The sequence below is a fragment of the Ketobacter alkanivorans genome, from assembly GCF_002863865.1.
Classification (GTDB): Bacteria; Pseudomonadota; Gammaproteobacteria; order Pseudomonadales; family Ketobacteraceae; genus Ketobacter; species Ketobacter alkanivorans.
Window position 1 is genome coordinate 4,724,311 of record NZ_CP022684.1, and the last position, 18,962, is coordinate 4,743,272.

At 52.4% G+C, this 18,962-nt stretch carries 20 protein-coding genes; 17 read left to right on the plus strand and 3 right to left on the minus strand.

Features of this window, described 5'->3' with window-relative positions; genetic code table 11:
• Positions 1-14 precede the first annotated feature (14 nt).
• On the plus strand, positions 15-482 hold the full coding sequence (locus Kalk_RS20275; protein WP_101895990.1) for a low molecular weight protein-tyrosine-phosphatase: 468 nt from the start codon (positions 15-17) through the stop codon (positions 480-482).
• The gene (murB, locus tag Kalk_RS20280) at positions 479-1,492 is read left to right on the plus strand and encodes a UDP-N-acetylmuramate dehydrogenase (RefSeq protein WP_101895991.1); all 1,014 of its coding nucleotides are present in this window, start codon (positions 479-481) and stop codon (positions 1,490-1,492) included. Before Kalk_RS20275 ends, murB begins: the two co-directional genes overlap by 4 nt.
• A gap of 89 nt (positions 1,493-1,581) precedes the next feature.
• Here the strand turns inward: murB and rne are convergent, their stop codons facing one another.
• Positions 1,582-4,419 (minus strand): ribonuclease E, encoded by a 2,838-nt coding sequence (gene rne / locus Kalk_RS20285; RefSeq protein WP_101895992.1) that lies wholly within the window; start codon positions 4,417-4,419, stop codon positions 1,582-1,584.
• A gap of 928 nt (positions 4,420-5,347) precedes the next feature.
• Between rne and rluC the strand changes: the two genes are divergently transcribed.
• From rluC to Kalk_RS20300, 3 genes are read left to right on the plus strand one after another with little or no spacing between them, the layout of a single operon-like run.
• Entirely contained in the window at positions 5,348-6,295 is a 948-nt protein-coding gene (gene rluC / locus Kalk_RS20290; protein ID WP_101895993.1) for a 23S rRNA pseudouridine(955/2504/2580) synthase RluC, read from the plus strand.
• A gap of 4 nt (positions 6,296-6,299) precedes the next feature.
• The gene (locus tag Kalk_RS20295; protein ID WP_101895994.1) at positions 6,300-6,956 is read left to right on the plus strand and encodes an HAD family hydrolase; all 657 of its coding nucleotides are present in this window, start codon (positions 6,300-6,302) and stop codon (positions 6,954-6,956) included.
• Between the two features lie 19 nt (positions 6,957-6,975).
• Positions 6,976-7,989 carry a S49 family peptidase gene (locus Kalk_RS20300; protein ID WP_101895995.1) on the plus strand — a complete coding sequence of 338 codons (1,014 nt, stop codon included), beginning with the start codon at positions 6,976-6,978 and terminating at the stop codon, positions 7,987-7,989.
• A 70-nt stretch (positions 7,990-8,059) separates the two neighbouring features.
• Here the strand turns inward: Kalk_RS20300 and Kalk_RS20305 are convergent, their stop codons facing one another.
• Positions 8,060-8,698 carry a TetR/AcrR family transcriptional regulator gene (locus tag Kalk_RS20305; RefSeq protein ID WP_101895996.1) on the minus strand — a complete coding sequence of 213 codons (639 nt, stop codon included), beginning with the start codon at positions 8,696-8,698 and terminating at the stop codon, positions 8,060-8,062.
• Between the two features lie 113 nt (positions 8,699-8,811).
• Entirely contained in the window at positions 8,812-9,390 is a 579-nt protein-coding gene (locus Kalk_RS20310) for a Maf family protein (protein WP_101895997.1), read from the minus strand.
• A gap of 192 nt (positions 9,391-9,582) precedes the next feature.
• Between Kalk_RS20310 and Kalk_RS20315 the strand changes: the two genes are divergently transcribed.
• The 12 genes from Kalk_RS20315 to Kalk_RS20370 all read left to right on the plus strand — a co-directional run bounded on the left by Kalk_RS20315 (position 9,583) and on the right by Kalk_RS20370 (position 18,949).
• Positions 9,583-10,113: a YceD family protein gene (locus Kalk_RS20315; RefSeq protein ID WP_101895998.1), complete on the plus strand. Its 531-nt coding sequence runs from the start codon at positions 9,583-9,585 to the stop codon at positions 10,111-10,113.
• 27 nt (positions 10,114-10,140) lie between these two features.
• Positions 10,141-10,323: a 50S ribosomal protein L32 gene (rpmF, locus tag Kalk_RS20320; RefSeq protein ID WP_101895999.1), complete on the plus strand. Its 183-nt coding sequence runs from the start codon at positions 10,141-10,143 to the stop codon at positions 10,321-10,323.
• Between the two features lie 14 nt (positions 10,324-10,337).
• The gene (plsX, locus tag Kalk_RS20325; RefSeq protein ID WP_101896000.1) at positions 10,338-11,327 is read left to right on the plus strand and encodes a phosphate acyltransferase PlsX; all 990 of its coding nucleotides are present in this window, start codon (positions 10,338-10,340) and stop codon (positions 11,325-11,327) included.
• Between the two features lie 163 nt (positions 11,328-11,490).
• On the plus strand, positions 11,491-12,429 hold the full coding sequence (gene fabD / locus Kalk_RS20330) for an ACP S-malonyltransferase (protein WP_101896001.1): 939 nt from the start codon (positions 11,491-11,493) through the stop codon (positions 12,427-12,429).
• Between the two features lie 33 nt (positions 12,430-12,462).
• On the plus strand, positions 12,463-13,203 hold the full coding sequence (gene fabG, locus Kalk_RS20335; protein ID WP_101896002.1) for a 3-oxoacyl-ACP reductase FabG: 741 nt from the start codon (positions 12,463-12,465) through the stop codon (positions 13,201-13,203).
• Between the two features lie 138 nt (positions 13,204-13,341).
• Positions 13,342-13,578: an acyl carrier protein gene (gene acpP / locus Kalk_RS20340; RefSeq protein WP_101896003.1), complete on the plus strand. Its 237-nt coding sequence runs from the start codon at positions 13,342-13,344 to the stop codon at positions 13,576-13,578.
• Between the two features lie 197 nt (positions 13,579-13,775).
• Positions 13,776-15,011 carry a beta-ketoacyl-ACP synthase II gene (gene fabF / locus Kalk_RS20345; RefSeq protein ID WP_267892409.1) on the plus strand — a complete coding sequence of 412 codons (1,236 nt, stop codon included), beginning with the start codon at positions 13,776-13,778 and terminating at the stop codon, positions 15,009-15,011.
• A 10-nt stretch (positions 15,012-15,021) separates the two neighbouring features.
• A complete protein-coding gene (gene pabC, locus Kalk_RS20350; RefSeq protein ID WP_101896418.1) occupies positions 15,022-15,849 on the plus strand; it encodes an aminodeoxychorismate lyase in 828 nt (275 codons plus the stop codon).
• On the plus strand, positions 15,837-16,877 hold the full coding sequence (gene mltG, locus Kalk_RS20355; RefSeq protein WP_199767975.1) for an endolytic transglycosylase MltG: 1,041 nt from the start codon (positions 15,837-15,839) through the stop codon (positions 16,875-16,877). Before pabC ends, mltG begins: the two co-directional genes overlap by 13 nt.
• 15 nt (positions 16,878-16,892) lie before the next feature.
• Positions 16,893-17,531 carry a dTMP kinase gene (gene tmk / locus Kalk_RS20360; RefSeq protein WP_101896005.1) on the plus strand — a complete coding sequence of 213 codons (639 nt, stop codon included), beginning with the start codon at positions 16,893-16,895 and terminating at the stop codon, positions 17,529-17,531.
• Positions 17,528-18,535, plus strand: coding sequence for a DNA polymerase III subunit delta' (locus tag Kalk_RS20365; protein WP_101896006.1), 1,008 nt, complete (start codon positions 17,528-17,530; stop codon positions 18,533-18,535). Before tmk ends, Kalk_RS20365 begins: the two co-directional genes overlap by 4 nt.
• A gap of 66 nt (positions 18,536-18,601) precedes the next feature.
• Entirely contained in the window at positions 18,602-18,949 is a 348-nt protein-coding gene (locus Kalk_RS20370; RefSeq protein ID WP_101896007.1) for a PilZ domain-containing protein, read from the plus strand.
• The last annotated feature ends 13 nt before the right edge of the window (positions 18,950-18,962 follow it).

Here is an 18,962-nt window from a genome sequence, read left to right on the forward strand (position 1 = left end):
AAAGAGATCAGGTTGTGAAAAAGGTTTTGTTCGTCTGTCTAGGCAATATCTGCCGCTCTCCCACGGCTGAAGCCGTGTTTCGGGTGAAGGCTCGAGAGTTGGGGCTTGAGCAGCGTATCATCCATGATTCCTGCGGTACGGCGGCATATCACGTGGGCGAAGCACCTGATCGCCGGGCATCGGAAGCGGCCCAGCACAGAGGCTACCCTATGTCCGATCTGCGAGGCCGCCAGGTGTGTGATCAGGATTTTGAAGAGTACGATTATATCCTGGCAATGGATCGCTCCAACTTTGCCGATTTAAAGCGCCGGGCTCCGCAGCACCATCATCCTAAAATTCAGCTGTTCCTGGTGTACAGTTCCAGCGACGAGCGTGAAGTGCCCGATCCCTACTATGGCGGTGCAGAAGGCTTCGATCATGTGCTGGATCTGGTGGAAGACGCCTGCGATGGCTTGCTGCTGCGACTGCAGAGCGACCTGTGACTCTTTTATATAATCATTCACTAAAGCCCTTCAATACACTGGCTGTTGATGTGCGGGCAGAATCATTCTGTACGGTAACCTCTGTTGATGAACTGAAGAATGCGCTCAAGCAAACCACGTCTAACGAGCTGCTGGTGTTAGGGGGTGGCAGCAATATTGTGCTGACTTCTGATGTGGCGGGGCTGGTAATTCACAACTGTATCGGCGGGGTGGAAGTGCTGGAGCAAGGGCCGCAGCAGGTTGTGATCAAAGTGGGGGCTGGTGAAAACTGGGATGGCCTGGTAGAAACCTGCGTGCAGCAGGGTTGGTATGGGCTTGAGAATCTGAGTTGGATCCCAGGCTCGGTCGGTGCTGCCCCGATCCAGAATATCGGGGCTTATGGTGTAGAGCTGAAAGATTGTCTGGAGGCTGTGGAAACGCTGCGTCTCAAGGATCTTTCGCCGCAGCAATTCAGTTGCAAAGAATGCCGTTTCGGTTACCGCGACAGCGTATTCAAACAAGAAGAAAAGGGGCGTCACGTTATCACCGCCGTGGTGTTGAGGCTGAACAAAACCCCCACCTTAAAGCTGGATTACGGAGAGATTCGCAACAGCGCCGATGAGTGGGGTTATGATGTCGATCAGCTTACTGCTGCCGATGTACGCCATATAATCATTCGTATTCGTACCGAAAAACTACCGGATCCAGCGTTAGCGCCTAATGTTGGAAGCTTTTTTAAAAACCCGGTGGTGCCTGTAGCGGTATTCCAGACCATTAAAATGGCTGAGCCTTCGGTGGTTGCCTATGAGCTGCCAAATGGACAGGTTAAGCTGGCGGCAGGTTGGTTGATTGATCGTTTGGGTTGGAAAGGAAAGCGGTTGGGGCAGGCCCGTGTTCATGATCGCCAGGCATTGGTGTTGGTCAATGAGGGGCAGTCGAGTGCAGATTTGTTGACGTTGGCTGCAAAGATACAACAACAGGTTTTGGATCGTTTTGGGGTCGAGCTGGAAATTGAACCCAGCATCATCTAACTCATTTCCCGTTCAGTTAAGTTCTTTCAAAGCTAGCTGCTATTGAAAGATATGCGCTTACCCTGAAGGTCAGGGTAAGCGCACCGGGTTTAGCTGTCTTTCTTTACTTCTGTCGCGGCGGCGGCTTTGGCTTTGGCGGCCTCTTGCTGCTGGCGACGGCGTATTTCCCGCGGATCGTTAGAAGCACGCTGCCCGGGCTGTTCTGCTTCCTGTGGCTTGGGAGCAGGTTTGGCTGCTGCCGGAGCCGCTGGAGCACTTGGCTTTGCTGCTGCCGGAGTAGCTGCTGCCGGAGTAGCAGGTGCCGCCGGTTTTGGGGCTTCTACTTTGGCTTCAACCTTGGCAGGCGCAGCTGGCGCGGCAGCAGGTTTAGGCGCTTCGGCTTTTGGCTGTGGCGCTGACTGCTGGGGCTTGGTTTCTGCTTGCGCATTACCCTGCGGTTTACTGGGCTGAGGTTTTGGAGCCTCTTGTGGTTTAGGCGCTTCTGCAGCAGGTTTCGCAGCAGCCGGAGCGTCGGCTTTGGGTGCTGCCGGTTTCGGCTGCTGAGCTTTGTTTGCCTGGGCTTCTGCCGTTGGTTTGGCTTCAGCTGATGCGCCATTGGCCGGTGGAGCTTTTGGCGTTTCGGCTTTAGCAGGAGCCGCTGGCTTGGAGTCAGTTGCGTCCGACTTGGTAGCCTCAGGTTTTGCTGCTTCAGCTTTCGGCGCTTGCGCAGGTTTGTCTGAGCCTTGGGCAGGCTTCGGGGCTACAGCGTCAGTTTGAGCATTACCAGACTCGGTTTGATTAGACTGCTGATCGCGCTCACCGGCTTGCGCTTTGCTCTGACGGCGACGGCGATTGTCATTGGAGCTGCGACGACGGCCGCGACGGGCGTTCCCCGACTCCTGGCCTTCCTCATTGCTACTGTTGCCGTCAGCAGGCTTTTGCTTGTTCTCGGCTGGCTGTCTGCTACGGTTGCCTTGCTGATCTTTCTTCTGGTTGCGGCCCCGTCCCTGCTTCTGATCGCGGTTCTGGTTTTGGTTTTCGTTGGCCGAATCCTTAGCGGCATCCTTATTTGCAGCTTCTTTATTATCGTCCTTTTCCGCGTTGGTATTGTCGCGGCGGTTACGGCCACGCTGGTTGCGATTTTCACCGCCACGCTGGTTGCGGTTGCCACCACGCGGATTACGGTTTCCGCCACGCTGGTTGCGATTTGGCTGGTTACGTTTCTGTTCTACCTGTTTGGTTTCCTGCTCTTCATTGCTGCTGAACAGCTGGGCGAACCATGCGAACAGGCGAGCGAAAAAGCTTGGATCTTTTTTCACTATGGGTGTTGGCGCAGGGGTGTTGGGCTGAATCATTTGCACCGCTGCTTCTTCCTGGCGGTGAATGGGGCTTTCACCCGGAGCCAACAGATCCTCTTCAAGCTCATCAGCGGCATCAATCAGGTCATAGCTGGCAATGCCTTCACCCTCTACCTGATCACTGCGGATACGGTTGACTTCATAATGTGGAGTTTCCAGATTCGGGCTGGGCAGAATCAATACACGTACTTTGTTGCGGCTTTCGATGGCCACAATATTGTCGCGCTTTTCATTCAGCAGGTAGGTCGCCACATTAACAGGTACTTTAGCGTGGATTTCACCACTGTTCTCTTTCAGCGCTTCTTCTTCAATCAAGCGCATAATGTTCAGAGATAATGAGTGCAGGTCGCGAATGAAGCCTACGCCACTGCAGCGGGGGCAGATATGGCCACTGGTTTCACCTAACGAGGGTCGCAGGCGTTGACGGGATAGTTCCATCAGGCCAAAGCGGGAAATGCGGCCCACCTGAATACGGGCACGATCCACTTCCAGCGCATCACGCATGCGGTTTTCCACTTCGCGCTGGTTGCGGTTGGCGTTCATATCGATGAAATCCACTACGATCAGTCCACCGATATCACGCAGGCGCAGTTGGCGGGCGATCTCGTCAGCAGCTTCCAGGTTGGTCATCAGAGCAGTTTCTTCGATATCTGCGCCTTTGGTGGCCTTGGAGGAGTTGATGTCGATGGACACCAGTGCTTCGGTAGGATCGATCACGATAGAGCCGCCGGAAGGCAATTTCACTTCGCGTTCGAAAGCGGTTTCGATTTGGGATTCGATCTGATAACGATTGAACAGGGGGATATTATCGGTATACAGCTTGATCTTGTTTTCGTACTGCGGCATTACCTGACGCACGAAAGTCAGAGCTTCTTCGTACACTTCCTTGGTGTCGATCAGCACTTCGCCGATGTCCTGGCGCAGATAATCACGCACCGCACGGATAATAACGTTGCTTTCCTGATAGATCAGGAATGGGGCAGAGCGCTTTTCGGAGGCCTCACTGATGGAGGTCCACAGGGTCAGCAGGTAGTCCAGATCCCACTGCAGTTCTGCCACGCTGCGGCCGATACCGGCAGTGCGGATGATAACGCCCATATCCTGAGGGATATTCAGGCCGTTCATAACGTCCCGCAGAGCGGCTCGCTCATCGCCATCGATGCGACGTGAAATGCCGCCGGCACGGGGGTTGTTAGGCATCAGTACCAGATAGCGTCCGGCCAGGCTGATGAAGGTGGACAGGGCTGCGCCCTTGTTGCCGCGCTCTTCTTTACCTACTTGCAGGATGACTTCCTGACCTTCCTTGATCACATCCTTGATGGTGAAGCGACCTTGGATGTCTTTGGGGTTTTTTACGAAATACTCGCGGGAGATTTCTTTCAGTGGCAGAAAACCGTGGCGTTCAGAGCCGAAATCAACAAACGCGGCCTCTAGACTGGGTTCTATGCGGGTGATTCGGCCCTTGTAGATGTTTGACTTTTTCTGTTCTCGGGTGCGGTGTTCAATGTCCAGATCATACAAACGTTGGCCATCGACCAGAGCAACACGTAGCTCTTCTGAGTGTGTTGCGTTAATGAGCATTCTTTTCATGCAGGGTGTATCCAGCAATCTATGCGGATAACAGAAAGGAGGCGGATTACGGGCAGGGAAGCAGTATTAAACCGATCTGAGCAACGTCACTACAGACCAGCGGCCTGACCCATCATAATGGCAGGCAATTGTGATAACAGCATGTCTTGTTTGGCACCTGTTATCCCATACGCTGTATCCGGTATGAACTGCTATCGCTTTCAGTACCGGTTAATATGCTTCTTGCCGGGTCGAGCAGCTCGCACCGTTTGCGTTGGCTGTCACTTCCCTTATCAGGCCATGATGCTCCATTTTTGATTGCACTGTGTGATTCCGTCTGTGCAATGGACTAATTGAGCGTTTCGGATCAGGCCGGATAAATAATTTCGTCTCTCTTGCTCTGTTAAACGCGTGTTTAACATTCACGCTGCGCTGTCCTCTATGGGGCAGGGCTAACGTACCTTTTTAGCATTTGTCTTACATTTGTTTGCGCTGTCCGGCACATAAAGGGGTGCTCTGTTGCACGAGAGCGTGCAGGTTCAGATGCATCCGTTGTGTCGGCGCTGGTGTCTTATTGGGGCCGGTAAAATAGGCACAGCAATAAAAGCAATCATCTTTTGCGGTCTCGGTCAGTTGGCTGGTTGAGCCTTTACTAAAACTGAGGCATCCGCTTGGGATAACGTTGACCACGTTGTAATTCGCCCGCCGTAATAATTACGAGTCGGAACCATCGTGATCCTTCACCTGTTATGGCAACGCGGCAGGATAATTAGGTGATTGCAGGTATTCTAGGTAGAATACTCAGCCCCCGGTCGTCTTGCCATTGTGTGGCTGGACTGTGCAAGGGGATGAACCTGGCTAGCCTTGCCCGTCGCTTTTATAGGCACACAGCAATATAGCAGGAAATGTTAACCTCATCAAACAGATAGCATTAAGTCCTTGATTCCTCATGAGCAGCAATGATAACCGCACTGCGGTGGCCATGGTCACTGTAACCGAAGACCAGCACGGCCAACGGCTCGACAACTTTCTGATGTCGCGCCTGAAAGGTGTACCAAAATCAGCCATTTATCGCATGATTCGTAAGGGCGAGGTGAGGGTAAACAAGGGCCGAATCAAGCCTGAGCATAAGCTCCAGGACGGTGATGTGGTGAGGGTGCCCCCCGCACATACCAAACCCGCTTCGGAAGAATCCCTGTTTGTGGGAGATAATCTGAAAAGTCAGCTGGAAGCCGCCATTTTGTACGAAGATGATGGTTTGATTGTGATTAACAAGCCCAGCGGGTTGGCCGTTCACGGTGGCAGCGGCGTCAGTCTTGGCGTGATTGAGGCCCTGCGGTTGATGCGTCCAAGTCAACGCTTTCTGGAGCTGGTTCACCGTCTGGACAGGGACACCTCTGGCTGCCTTATGGTGGCCAAAAAGCGTAGCGTTCTGAAAAAGCTGCATGAAGATCTGCGTGATGGCAACAACTTGCAGAAAACATACATAGCCCTGCTTTGGGGGCGCTGGAATGGCCTTGAGCATCGCATCGAGGCCCCGCTACGGAAATTTCATCTGCCTTCCGGTGAAAGGGTGGTTCGGGTGTCTACCGACGGTAAGCAATCCTTGACGCTGTTTCGCCAGATGGAGCTTTACGATAATGCCACCCTGGTAGAGGCAAAGCCGATTACCGGGCGAACCCACCAGATCAGGGTGCATGCTCAGCATGCCGGTCATGCCATTGCCGGGGATGAAAAATACCTGCATCGGGAACAAGCCGCCTATTTTGTGGACAAAGGACTCAAGCGGTTGTTCCTGCATGCCGCCAAGTTGGAGTTAGTAGACACTGAGGGGCAAAGGCGGGTGTTCGAGGCTCCATTACCAAAAGAGTTAAAAAACGTTCTCAGCAGGTTGTAGAAGTATGTCTGAATATAAACTGATCGTATTCGATTGGGATGGAACCCTGATGAACTCGCTTTCCCGTATTGCAGCCTGCATGCAGGCTGCAGCAAGTGATGTTGGAATCGAGCCGGCCACTGACGAGCAAGTCCAGGATATTGTGGGTCTGGCCCTGGAGCTGGCGATTTTGCGCCTTCACCCGGTGTTGGATGGTACCCAAGTGCAGCTCATGCGGGAGCGATACTCCCATCATTATGTGGTGGCAGAATCCACCCCCAGCCCCTTTTATGAGGGCATACCCGGCATGTTGGGCAGCCTCAGTGAGCGCGGTGTGCTGATGAGTGTGGCAACCGGTAAAAGCCGTAAGGGTTTGTCTCGGGTCTTTAATGCTCATGGTGTTGGCGCGCTGTTCCACAGCTCCCGTTGCGCCGATGAGACCCGGTCTAAGCCAGAGCCGCACATGTTGTTGGAAATTCTGGATTTTCACGGTTTACAGCCCCACGAGGCAGTGATGGTAGGCGATACCGAGTTTGATCTGGAGATGGCCAGTCGCGCCGGGGTGGACTCCGTTGGCGTTACCTGGGGTGCTCATGATATAAAGCGGCTCCAGCGCCATAATCCGAAAGTCTGTGTGGGCAGCGTTAACGACCTCTCCACCTGGTTGCACCAAGCAGTTTAAGTGTTAAGGAAAGTACTCAATGAGCGAGAATCAGAATACCAATAACGGAAACTACCAGCGCAGTGGTAATGATCGCGGGCGTTTTAATCGGCCGCGCTCGAACAAAGAGTGGAAGTTGATCGAGAAGATGGTGACGTCTTCTCAGGATGAGCATCGTAAAGCCCGTCGCTGGGGGATTTTCTTTAAATCACTCACCTTTGTTTATTTGTTTGTGATGCTGATGGTGTTCAGCCCCGGCATGTGGGGTTCATCCGGTGTCAGCGCAAATAAACCGCATACTGCCCTGGTGGATTTGAAAGGGGCGATTATGGATGATTCAGAAGCCAGTGCGGATAGGCTGGTGTCGGGCTTGCGTGAAGCCTTCGAGGCGGAGCACTCCAAAGGTATTATCATTCGGGTGAACAGCCCCGGTGGCAGCCCGGTACAGTCCGGTTTGGTGTATCGGGAAGTGCAGCGATTGAAACAACAGTACCCAGAAAAGAAAGTGTATGCGGTGATTACCGATATTGGCGCGTCTGGTGCCTATTACATTTCTGCCTCTGCTGATGAAATATACGCCGATCCTGCCAGCCTTGTGGGCTCCATTGGTGTGGTCAGCGATGGTTTTGGGTTTGTGGGGGTCATGGATAAAGTTGGGGTAGAGCGCAGGGTTTACACATCAGGCACCAATAAGGCAATGCTCGACCCGTTCTCGCCAGAGGATCCTAAGCAGAAAGAGTTTTTTGCTTCCATTCTGACGGACGTGCATCAGCAGTTCATTGATGCAGTCAAAGAAGGCCGTGGCGATCGTATCAAGGATGACGAAATCGTGTTCTCCGGTTTGTTCTGGTCCGGGCGACAGGCTTTGGAATTGGGTTTGGTGGATGGTCTTGCCAGTCCTGGCCAAGTAGCTCGTGAAATTGTCGGTGAAGAAGATATCGTTGATTACACCCCCCGTGTTAGTCCGTTTGACGCGTTTACAGGGCGCTTGGGTGTAGCGATGGCAGACCATGTTATGGCTTCATTGGGTATTGGTACCATCACGCTTAAGTAGAGTCTTGCTCCACCAATAAAAAAGCGGAGCCGCTATTCAGGCAGCTCCGCTTTTTTATTGGAAATAATAATCAGTTTATATTCAGTAACCGATTGATGATAGTGTCTACCGTCGACTGCATGGAATGGTATTCAACGTAAACGTTGCCTTCCTCGTCATTGCGGGTGGGGAGCCAACTTAATCGAATCAGCATGAAACCATGCACGCTCGCGGTAAAGTCAGCGGCACCGATTTTGTTTTCCGCGCCGCAGCATCGATCAATCAAGCTCTGCACTCGGTTGTGCATATCATTTATTTCAGAAGGCAGGCTGAAATTTTGATTGACTGCCGCACGATGATTCAACGGATCGTATCCCAGCGGTACGGACTGATCACGTAGCATCAGGCGGAAGTAGGCAGGACGATCGCCAAGAAATATAAGCATCTCTTGAGCGCCGCGTTTTAACGTTTCAATGGGGGCTTCGCCAGGCTTGGCGACATAGAGTTGCGTAATGCCCTTACTGATGCGGCTGCCCATTGCGGCAAGGATGTCTTCTCTGCCGCTGAAGTGCGCATACACAGACGGCAGCTTAATGCCAATCTTGTCCGCAACGTCCTGCAGTTTTAAATGTTCAATACCATGCAACGCAGCCAATGCTTCGGCTTCGTCGATTATTTTCTCTTTGGTATTTCTACGTCTTGGTTTGTTAATCTGAATATCATCGGCCATCGGTTTTTCGCCTCGTAACACCGGGTGCGCGACAAGCGCTCGCACACGCCGTAGCACCTAACTATATAAGTGTAGACGCCCGATGAAATTTGTTCAGAAATTGGCAAAAAAAATTACGGAATTTGTATACCTAAATTTCTGAACATTTCAGCTAATTTTATTAGGGGTAAGCCAATCAATGCGTTAGGGTCGTTACCCTCCAATTTTTGGAACAAGGTAATGCCCAGTCCTTCTGATTTAAAACTGCCTGCGCAGTTAAAAGGCGTCTCTTTTTCCAGATATCGTGTGATTTCGCCATCATTCAGATCGCGAAAATGCACGTGAAACGGTTCAACCACTAACTGGTTTTGGCCAGTCTTCGCATCATAAAGACAAAGGCTGGTTAAAAACGTGACGGTGTTTCCGCTACTGGATTTGAGTTGGGTAAATGCGTTCTCAAAATTGCCCGGTTTACCGTTGATGTTGCCCTGCAAAACGGAGACTTGGTCGCTGGCAATAATCAGCGCCTCGGGGAACTGCTGTGCGACCGCTGCGGCCTTTTTCAGGGCTAGCCTTTGCACCAGATCAGTTGGGGATTCGTCGGCAAGGGGGGTTTCGTCGATATCCGGGGAGCAGGTGGTGAAGTCCGGTATCAGTTTTTGCAGCAGCTCTTTGCGAAAAGGGGAGCTGGAACCCAAAACGATCTGTTGCACTGGACACTCCGAAAGCTGGCAATAAATCAAAGGTTTAGTGATGTTGCGGGCTCCGAACCAGAGAAGCTTAGGCTTGAATGGGCCGAAACCGAAGGGCGGCCATCATCGCATAGGGAAAATGCTTGATCCAGTTGAAAAAAGCCTGTTAAAGCCTTTGACAGAGTGACACCTTGACCCTAGAATTGCGCGCTTATGTTTGAGCACCCACTGCCTATAACCATTAAACCAGTCAAACTTGCGCGTCAGGAAGGCAAGCTTACTGGCTTTATGCCGTTAAAGCAGCTTACCACCCTGGCTGCTGACTGCGTGTCGGACGAAGGCCGAGTTGAAGCTGATCTGGCATTACGAATGGAGCGGGCACGGCCTGAGATTCATGGTAAGGCCAGCGCTTCCGTAAAACTGGTCTGTCAGCGTTGTCTGGAGCCGGTGGATGTAAAGGTCGATGTCAGTATTGATCTGGGGTTTGTTCAAACCGAAGAGCAGATCAGCGAGCTGCCTGGAAGCCTCGAGCCGTTTATGCTTGAGGAAGAGGAAATTACGCTGGCCAGCTTGCTTGAGCAAGAGTTAATACTGGCGTTGCCCATAGTGGCCTATCATGATGCTTGCGAACCATTTCCTTACGCGGGCAAAGAAGAGGCAGAAGCAGCGGCAGTGGAAGAAAAACCCAACCCTTTTGCTGTTCTTGAGCAGTTGAAGGGTAGTTTGAAGAAATCCGATAAATAGAGTTGTAACGTAAGTCAGGAGCATACAATGGCAGTTCAGCAGAACCGTAAAACCCGATCCAAGCGTGGCATGCGCCGTTCTCACGACAGCCTGCCCGGTAGCACTCTGTCTGAAGACGTAACCACCGGCGAGACCCATCGTCGTCACCACGTAACTCCAGATGGTTTCTACCGTGGTCGTCAGGTTATCGCTAGTAAAGACGAAGAGTAAGCCAAGCCGTCAGCATGGTTACCCTTGCGGTTGACGCAATGGGCGGGGACTTTGGTCCCGATGTAACAGTACCCGCAGTTCTGCGCGCTTTGTCTGAGCAGCAGGATTTGCGGGTTTTGTTGTTTGGCGAAGAAAGCAAAATGCGAGCTCTGCTGGGGCCTCGCAATGTGGACCGCCTCTCACTCTGCCATGCGGAACAGGTTATTGGTATGGGTGAATCCCCGGCGGTCGCCCTCCGTACGAAAAAGCAATCCTCCATGGCGCTGATGCTGCATGCTGTCAATGATGGCAAAGCCGATGGCTGTGTCAGTGCCGGTAACACTGGTGCGCTGATGGCGCTCAGTCGGCATATTCTCAAAACCAGTGATTCCATCGATCGTCCAGCCATTATTTCCGCGTTACCCCGAGAAGACGGCAGGCATACTTTTGTCCTGGATCTGGGGGCCAATGTGGGTTGTGATTCCGAACAACTGTATCAGTTCGCTGTGATGGGGCAGGCCGTTGCCCAGGTGCTTGATGGTGGCCGCAAACCCACCGTAGCGCTGTTAAACATTGGCAGTGAGGATATCAAAGGCAATGATCAGGTGAAGGCCGCCAATGACCTGTTGCGTGGCGATGAAGATCTCAATTATATCGGATATGTCGAAGGCTCTGACCTGTTTACCGGTAAGGCTGATGTGGTGGTGTGTGATGGGTTTGTGGGTAATGTAGCTCTTAAAACCATAGAAGGGCTGGCTCGTTACGTGATGTCTGAAGTGCGGCGTGAGTTCAATCGTAACTGGTGGCATCGAATATTTGGGCTGTTGGTGGCCCCCCTTTGGCGTAGGGTGGAACAGCGGATTAATCCCAGCGGTTATAACGGAGCGGCTTTCGTCGGGCTGCGCGGTGTGGTGGTAAAAAGCCATGGCAATGCCGATGCGGCCGAGTTCAATCAAGCCATTTGTTCCGCCCGTCAGTACGTCGACAAAAAATTGCCGGATAAAATTGAGAGCCTGCTTAAATAGGGTTGCTAAATTTTGTTACTTTTCCGTTGAGCAGGTTTGATGTTCTGCGGGTATGATTGGGGAAATTTCTGCAAGGTCTTGGAAAATACGGCCAGATTCAGTACCGAATTCATCAAATTGAAATTCGAGTGTCGCAGAATAGACAATGGTATCAGGGTATTTCATGAATAAAGAACTCGCATTTGTTTTTCCTGGTCAGGGCTCACAATCAGTCGGCATGATGGCTGATTTGAACCAGGCTCATCCGCAGGTCAAGGAAACGTTCGATGAGGCGTCTGAGGTGTTCGGCCAGGATATGTGGGCGATGGCACAGCAGGGGCCGGAAGCATTGCTTTCCCAAACCGAAGTCACCCAGCCAATCATGTTTGTATCTGGTGTGGCAGCATGGCGCGCATGGTGCGCCGCTACCGAGATCCGCCCCGCGCTGATGGCCGGTCATAGTCTGGGTGAGTACACTGCCTACGTCTGCGCTGGTTCTATTTCTCTTCAGCAGGGAGTGGAGCTGGTTAAGCGCCGTGGTGAGTTAATGCGTGATGCATGCCCTGGCGGCCAGGGGAAAATGGCAGCAATCCTGGGTCTGGATGATGACAAAGCGATCGCTGTGTGTGCTGATGCTGCCCAGGGGCAAGTAGTACAGGCGGTTAATTTTAATTCTCCTGGACAGGTTGTGATCGCCGGTCATGCCGAGGCGGTGGACAGAGCGGTGGTGCTGGCGAAGGAGGCGGGTGCCAAAAAGGCTATGCCCCTGTCAGTGAGCGTGCCGTGCCACTCGGATTTGATGAGAACGGCAGGTGATGAGCTGGCGGAAAAATTACGGGCGACGACGATTGAGCGTCCGGTTGTGCCAGTGGTAAATAATATTGATGCAGAAATTGAGCTGGACCCAGCCAGGATACGCGACAAATTGATCGCCCAGCTTTACAGCCCGGTGCTTTGGGTGGCTTCTGTGAACACTATGGCTGCCACAGGCATCACGACGCTGGTAGAATGCGGCCCCGGCAAAGTGCTGTGTGGTATGAGTAAGCGAGTGGTGCGCGGTATGAACGTAAACTCGCTGCAAGATCAAGCCGGGTTTGACAGCACGCTTGAGGCATTGAGCTAATCATTTAACATAACAACGAATAAGGAGTGCGAAATGTCCCTAGAAGGTAAAGTGGCGCTGGTAACCGGTGCCAGCCGAGGGATCGGTAGGGCTATCGCGGAATCACTCATAGCGCGGGGAGCGGTGGTGCTGGGTACAGCTACTTCTGAGTCCGGCGCTGAAAATATAACCAATTATATCAAGGAAGCGGGCGGCAATGGTCGTGGCTTCTGTCTGAATGTAACGGATCCCGCCAATATTGATGTGGTGATGAATGAAATTCAGAAAGAATATGGCGTGCCTCAGGTGCTGGTAAACAATGCGGGCATTACTCGCGACAACCTGATGTTGCGCATGAAAGAGGAAGAGTGGGATCAGGTGATTGATACCAACCTTACTTCGGTTTATCGCATGAGCAAAGCCTGCTTGCGCGGCATGACCAAAGCCCGCTGGGGCAGAATCATCAATATCAGTTCAGTGGTTGGCTTGATGGGAAACATGGGGCAGGCCAATTACAGTGCTGCCAAGGCAGGCCTGGAGGGCTTTACCCGCTCGCTGGCCAAGGAAATCGGCTCCCGTGGTATCACCGTCAATTCGGTGGCTCCGGGCTTTATCGATACGGATATGACCAAAGAGCTGCCTGCCGCCAGTAAAGAGGCTATGTTAGCGCAAATTCCAGCAGGTCGTCTGGGTCAGCCGCAGGAGATCGCAGCAGTGGTTTCCTTCCTGGCCGGTGAAGAATCTGGTTACATTACAGGAGCAACAATTCCTGTTAATGGCGGTATGTATATGTGATATAGTTGCCGCACTGGTTTGATGGTGCCGGTTATGATTCCTTCTGTTTGTTTGAAAAGGTTGTAACGGGTGCAATGCTTTATATAAACTATAAAACCCTAATTTCTGTAGGGACAATTCACAGGAGATACGAGTCAAATGAGTAGCAATATCGAAGAGCGCGTTAAGAAAATCGTTGCCGAGCAGCTTGGCGTTAAACTGGAAGAAGTCAATAATGATTCTTCTTTCGTCGAAGATCTGGGAGCCGACTCTCTTGACACCGTCGAGTTGGTAATGGCTCTGGAAGAAGAATTCGAAACTGAAATTCCTGACGAAGAAGCTGAGAAAATCACCAAGGTTCAGGAAGCGATTGATTACGTGCAATCTAACCTATAAGCACGCTGTTCAATTAGAAAAGGCCGCTGTAACTTCAGCGGCTTTTTTTTGCCTGTAGTTACTTGCCTGTATTTACTTCTGGTTACGAAACCTTTTGAAAGATATTTCAGGTATATAACAATAATGTAACAAGGGTAAACTAGCGTTTACGCTAATCTATTTTTAGGTCTTTGAGAAAGCCGTTTGGAGGAAGTGTCGTGAGTCGCAGAGTGGTTATCACCGGAATGGGGGCAGTTACACCCCTTGGTAACAGCGTCGAAGAAACGTGGAAAGGGCTGCTGGATGGAAAAAGCGGCATTGCGCTCATCGATAACAGCGATGTATCCAGTTTTAGTACCCGGTTTGCCGGGCAAATCCGCGACTTGGACATCACTGAATATATGTCCACCAAAGAGGCGCGCAAAATCGACCCTTTCATCCAGTATGGATTGGTGGCAGGTATTCAGGCGATCAGGGATTCCGGGCTTGAAGTAACAGATGCGAACCGTAAGCGCATTGGCGTTGCCATCGGTTCCGGTATCGGTGGTATAGGAACCATTGAGCGCAACAAAGAGCTAATGGATAAGGGCGGCATTCGCAAAGTAAGCCCGTTTCTTGTGCCAGGTTCCATCATTAACATGATCTCCGGCAACCTGTCGATTATGTATGGTCTGCAGGGGCCGAACTGGGCTATTACAACAGCATGTACTACCGCGACACACTGTATAGGTTATGCCTCGCGCATGATCAAATACGGCGATGTGGATGCGATGGTCGCCGGTGGTGGTGAGTGTGGATCCTCACCTCTGGGTATGGCGGGTTTCGTGGCCGCCCGAGCACTGTCCACCCGTAATGATGATCCCGCAGCCGCCAGTCGGCCCTGGGATCGAGACCGCGACGGCTTCGTATTGGCAGATGGCGCTGGTGTGCTGATGCTGGAGGAATATGAGCACGCCAAGAAGCGTGGAGCTAAGATATACGGTGAACTGATTGGCTTTGGCGCCAGCAGTGATGCCCATCATATTACCTCACCACCGGAAGACGGTAGAGGTGCGGCAGACTCGATGTTAAATGCACTGCAAGATGCAAAAATCGACAGCTCTGCCGTGGATTATATCAATGCCCACGGCACATCAACCATGGCAGGCGATATTGCTGAAACCAATGCTATCAAAAGCGTTTTTGGTGATCATGCTTACAAGCTTTCGGTCAGTTCCACCAAGTCTATGGTGGGCCATTTGTTGGGGGCTGCCGGTGGTGTAGAAGCGGTCTTTACCTTACGTGCGCTGCAGGATCAGGTCGCCCCTCCCACTATCAATCTTGATAATCCTGATGACGGCTGTGATCTGGATTACGTACCCCATACCGCAAAAGAGCGTGACATCGATATCGCTGTTTCCAACTCTTTCGGTTTTGGCGGTACGAATGGAACATTGATCTTCAAGCGTGCCTGATCACGCACAGATACCTTGCTGGGTTAATGGTGCTCCCGCTGATGGGGTATCCGTTGCTGATCGCGGGTTGGCCTATGGCGACGGTGTGTTCGAAACCGTCCGGGTTGCCTGCGATGGCCCGGTTTTACTGCCGTATCATCTACAACGTCTGCAAGAGGGGCTGCTACGATTAAATATCGCTGTAGATTGGGCCGCGCTTGAGCAAGAAATACGTCAGTATCCCGGTTGGCGGCAGCCCGGTGTTGTTAAGCTGATCATTACCCGTGGCAGCGGCGGGCGTGGTTATGGCACGGTAAATGTGCAGGGTCCCTCCCGGGTTTTTTCCGCGCATCCTGCTCCGCAGTATCCTGAACGATACACCCAGTTGGGTGTTCGCATATACTCCTGTGAAACTCGCTTATCTATTAATCCGCAATTGGCAGGCATTAAGCATCTTAACCGGTTGGAGCAGGTGCTGGCACGTCAGGAATTTCAGTCCGATTCATGCCAGGATCAATACCAGGAGGGCTTGATGTTGAGTCAGTCTGGCTGTGTCATAGAGGGTGTACTCAGTAATCTGTTTTTGGTACAGGATGGCAGTTTGCATACGCCGGATCTAAGTCAGTGTGGTGTGGCTGGAGTGATGCGGCGCTGGCTGCTTGAACAGATGCAGGAGTGTGGAATCAAGGTAAATGTTGGGCCTGTCACGTTGCAGGATATCGAGCTTGCCGATGAATGGTTTTTTTGCAACAGTGTTTACGGAGTATGGCCGGTGAGCCATTGGGAAAACAGAACCTGGACGGTGGGCCCCTTAACCGCTCAAGTTCAGCAGTGGGTAAAAGATCGTTGGCAATTCTAAAAAAATTATTTTTGTTGGTGCTGGTGTTAGCTGGCAGCGCAGTTGCCGCTGCATTGTACGGTGTTTCCTGGCTGAACCATTGGGCTGAGACGCCTATGGAGCTGACCCAAGATCAAGTGTTGGAAGTGCCTCAGGGATCATCCCTTTATCGTCTTTCCAATGAGCTGGAGCAGCAAGGCCTGATTGAGCACGGGCGTTGGTTGCGTTGGTACGCGAGGGTTAATCAACTGGGACACCTTATCCAGGCGGGGGAGTATCGTGTGCTGGTGGGCACAACGCCTCAGCAACTTATAAAACAAATTCAATCCGGCGCTGTAGTTAAATATTCAGTCACCTTGATCAATGGCCATACATTCCGTGAATTCATCACGGCCCTGCAAGCTGATCCAGTTTTAATCAAGCGCCTGCCGGATATGGATAGTGCGCAGATTCTGCAAGCACTGGATGAACAGCGAGATCACCTGGAAGGGCTGTTTTATCCCGATACCTACTATTTTCAGCGGGGAGACTCCGATCTGGATATTCTGGTTAGGGCCCATGATCGCATGCAGACCTTGTTGCAGCAGGCGTGGGATAATCGAGCCGAGGGTCTGCCGTATCAGTCTCCTTATGAGGCGTTAATCATGGCTTCGATTGTGGAGAAAGAAACCGCAGTGGGGGAGGAGCGCTCTCTTATCGCCGGGGTGTTTGTGAATCGCCTCAATAAGAAGATGCGCCTGCAAACTGACCCCACCGTGATCTATGGTTTGGGCGACCAATACAAGGGCAACATTACCAAAGCCCACCTGAAGGCTTATACCCCCTACAACACCTACCGTATTAACGGGTTACCACCCACGCCCATTGCCAACCCGGCCTTACCCGCAATTGAGGCAGCACTGCACCCAGAGACAACAAACGCGTTATACTTTGTCGCCAAAGGTGACGGCAGTCACCACTTTTCTGCCACTTTGCAGGAGCATGAGAAAGCGGTGCGCCAGTATCAATGGAAGCGTCGTGCCGATTATCGCTCCAGCCCACAGCAATAAGTGAATACAGGCTTCATGACCCCACGCGGCAAATTTATTACGGTTGAAGGTACCGAAGGGGTGGGTAAGACCACCAACCTTGAGTACATCAAAAGTTGGCTTCAACGCAACAAAATTGACTTTATTGCTACCCGAGAGCCGGGAGGCACGCCGCTGGCTGAGCAGCTTCGGGACTTGCTGTTGCAGCCCCGCAATGATGAAACGGTGGCAGAAAACGCAGAATTGTTGATGGTGTTTGCCGCCCGCGCGCAGCACCTTAACCAGGTTATCAAACCGGCTCTGGAAAGCGGAACCTGGGTGTTGTGTGATCGTTTCACCGATGCCACCTACGCCTATCAGGGCGGTGGTCGATGCATGGATCAGGCGACCATCGCCATCCTAGAGAACCTGGTACAAGGGGATTTGCGCCCCGATGCCGTGATCCTGCTGGATGTGTCGGTTCAGATCGGCTTGGCCCGAGCCCGCGGGCGGGGCGAGTTAGATCGGTTTGAGCAAGAAGATGTCGCCTTCTTCGAACGGGTTCGAGCCGCGTATCGCAGCCGGGCGGACGGTAATTCAAGTTACCATGTGGTGGACGCCGGACAGGAATTGGATCGAGTGCAGCAGCAGTTGGCCATAGTGTTGGAGCAATTGGGCAAGCGGTGGCTGCCATGAGTCTGGCCGAGGTGAATCACGTCCAGGTGGCGATGCCCTGGCAGCAGGTTCAATGGGAAGGGTTGCTGGCTCGCCTGCAGGAGGGGCGGATGCCCCATGCGCTTATGCTGCGGGGCGAGGAGGGTACCGGCAAGAACCAATTTGCGCTGGCGCTGGCTCAGCTTCTGCTGTGTAATCGGCCCGTGGCCAACACGGCCTGTGGTAAGTGTAAGGGCTGCCAGCTGAACTTGGCGGGGTCCCATCCGGATCTGGCCATTCTTGAACCGGAAGAAGCAGGCAAAGCCATCAAGGTGGATCAGGTTCGTGCTGTGGTGGACTTTGTTGGTAAAAAAGCCCAGTTGGACGGCTTTCGGGTGGTTCTGGTTAGCCCCACCGAGGCTATGAACGTCAACTCCTCGAATGCGTTGCTGAAATCCCTGGAAGAGCCCGGCGAAAAAACCGTGCTGATACTGGTTTCCCACCAAATTACCGGTGTGCTGCCTACGATCCGTAGCCGCTGCCAGGTGATGGATTTCCCCATCCCGAACCGGCAGCAGGCATTGAGCTGGCTAAATACACTGGTGAGGGATGCTGCCAAGTCCGAAAAGCTGCTGAATGTCGCCGGTGGTGCCCCGGTACGAGCCCTGGCGCTGAACGAAAGCGAATGGCTTGGGGAGCGAGCTACGGTATTGCAGCAGTGGTTGGCGGTATTGAGCGGCAAACGTGACCCGGTGCGGACAGCCGATGGTTGGGCACAGTACCCTCTGAAAGACCTGATGGCGTGGCTGTTGGCTTGGCAGATCGATTTGGTCAAGCTGGTATCCGTTGGTGGGCGAGACATCATGAATCAGGATCTACGCCAGGATCTGCAGGCGGCCAGCACGATGGTTAACCTGGAACGGCTGTTCGCCTGTCATGATCATCTGCTGCACGTTAAGCGTCTGCTGAACAGCCAAGCTAACCCTAACCCTCAGTTATTATTAGAAGAAATTTTGTTGAAATGGTCACAGGTACGGTTGCGTTAGCTGGCATTGAATTTTGCAGATGCTAAACTGACAATCAAACATAAGTGAATTTGGTTCAAGACGACTATGGCAATAGGCGGTTCCCGAAGCGGTATCCTGTCCCTCACCATCAAGGATAAAGCGGTGCTTTATGCCGCATATATGCCTTTCATCAAGAATGGCGGCCTGTTCATTCCCACCAATAAGCAATACAAATTGGGGGAAGAGGTGTTTCTGCTGTTAAATTTGATGGAAGAAACCGAGAAGATCCCTGTGGCGGGCAAAATTGTCTGGGTTACCCCCAAAGGCGCTCAGGGTAACCGAGCAGCGGGCATCGGCGTTCAATTCAATGATCAGGATGACACCGCTCGCTCCAAGATCGAGACCTACCTGGCGGGTGCCCTGCAGTCAGATCGCCCCACTCACACTATGTAGAATCAGGCTTCAG

Bases quoted from the DNA above. Each gene is read 5' to 3' on its own strand.
- rne (WP_101895992.1), bottom strand. From the start codon at position 4,419: ATGAAAAGAATGCTCATTAACGCAACACACTCAGAAGAGCTACGTGTT.
- rluC (WP_101895993.1), top strand. From the start codon at position 5,348: ATGAGCAGCAATGATAACCGCACTGCGGTGGCCATGGTCACTGTAACC.
- Kalk_RS20295 (WP_101895994.1), top strand. From the start codon at position 6,300: ATGTCTGAATATAAACTGATCGTATTCGATTGGGATGGAACCCTGATG.
- Kalk_RS20300 (WP_101895995.1), top strand. From the start codon at position 6,976: ATGAGCGAGAATCAGAATACCAATAACGGAAACTACCAGCGCAGTGGT.
- Kalk_RS20305 (WP_101895996.1), bottom strand. From the start codon at position 8,698: ATGGCCGATGATATTCAGATTAACAAACCAAGACGTAGAAATACCAAA.
- Kalk_RS20315 (WP_101895998.1), top strand. From the start codon at position 9,583: ATGTTTGAGCACCCACTGCCTATAACCATTAAACCAGTCAAACTTGCG.
- rpmF (WP_101895999.1), top strand. From the start codon at position 10,141: ATGGCAGTTCAGCAGAACCGTAAAACCCGATCCAAGCGTGGCATGCGC.
- plsX (WP_101896000.1), top strand. From the start codon at position 10,338: ATGGTTACCCTTGCGGTTGACGCAATGGGCGGGGACTTTGGTCCCGAT.
- fabD (WP_101896001.1), top strand. From the start codon at position 11,491: ATGAATAAAGAACTCGCATTTGTTTTTCCTGGTCAGGGCTCACAATCA.
- fabG (WP_101896002.1), top strand. From the start codon at position 12,463: ATGTCCCTAGAAGGTAAAGTGGCGCTGGTAACCGGTGCCAGCCGAGGG.
- acpP (WP_101896003.1), top strand. From the start codon at position 13,342: ATGAGTAGCAATATCGAAGAGCGCGTTAAGAAAATCGTTGCCGAGCAG.
- tmk (WP_101896005.1), top strand. From the start codon at position 16,893: ATGACCCCACGCGGCAAATTTATTACGGTTGAAGGTACCGAAGGGGTG.
- Kalk_RS20365 (WP_101896006.1), top strand. From the start codon at position 17,528: ATGAGTCTGGCCGAGGTGAATCACGTCCAGGTGGCGATGCCCTGGCAG.
- Kalk_RS20370 (WP_101896007.1), top strand. From the start codon at position 18,602: ATGGCAATAGGCGGTTCCCGAAGCGGTATCCTGTCCCTCACCATCAAG.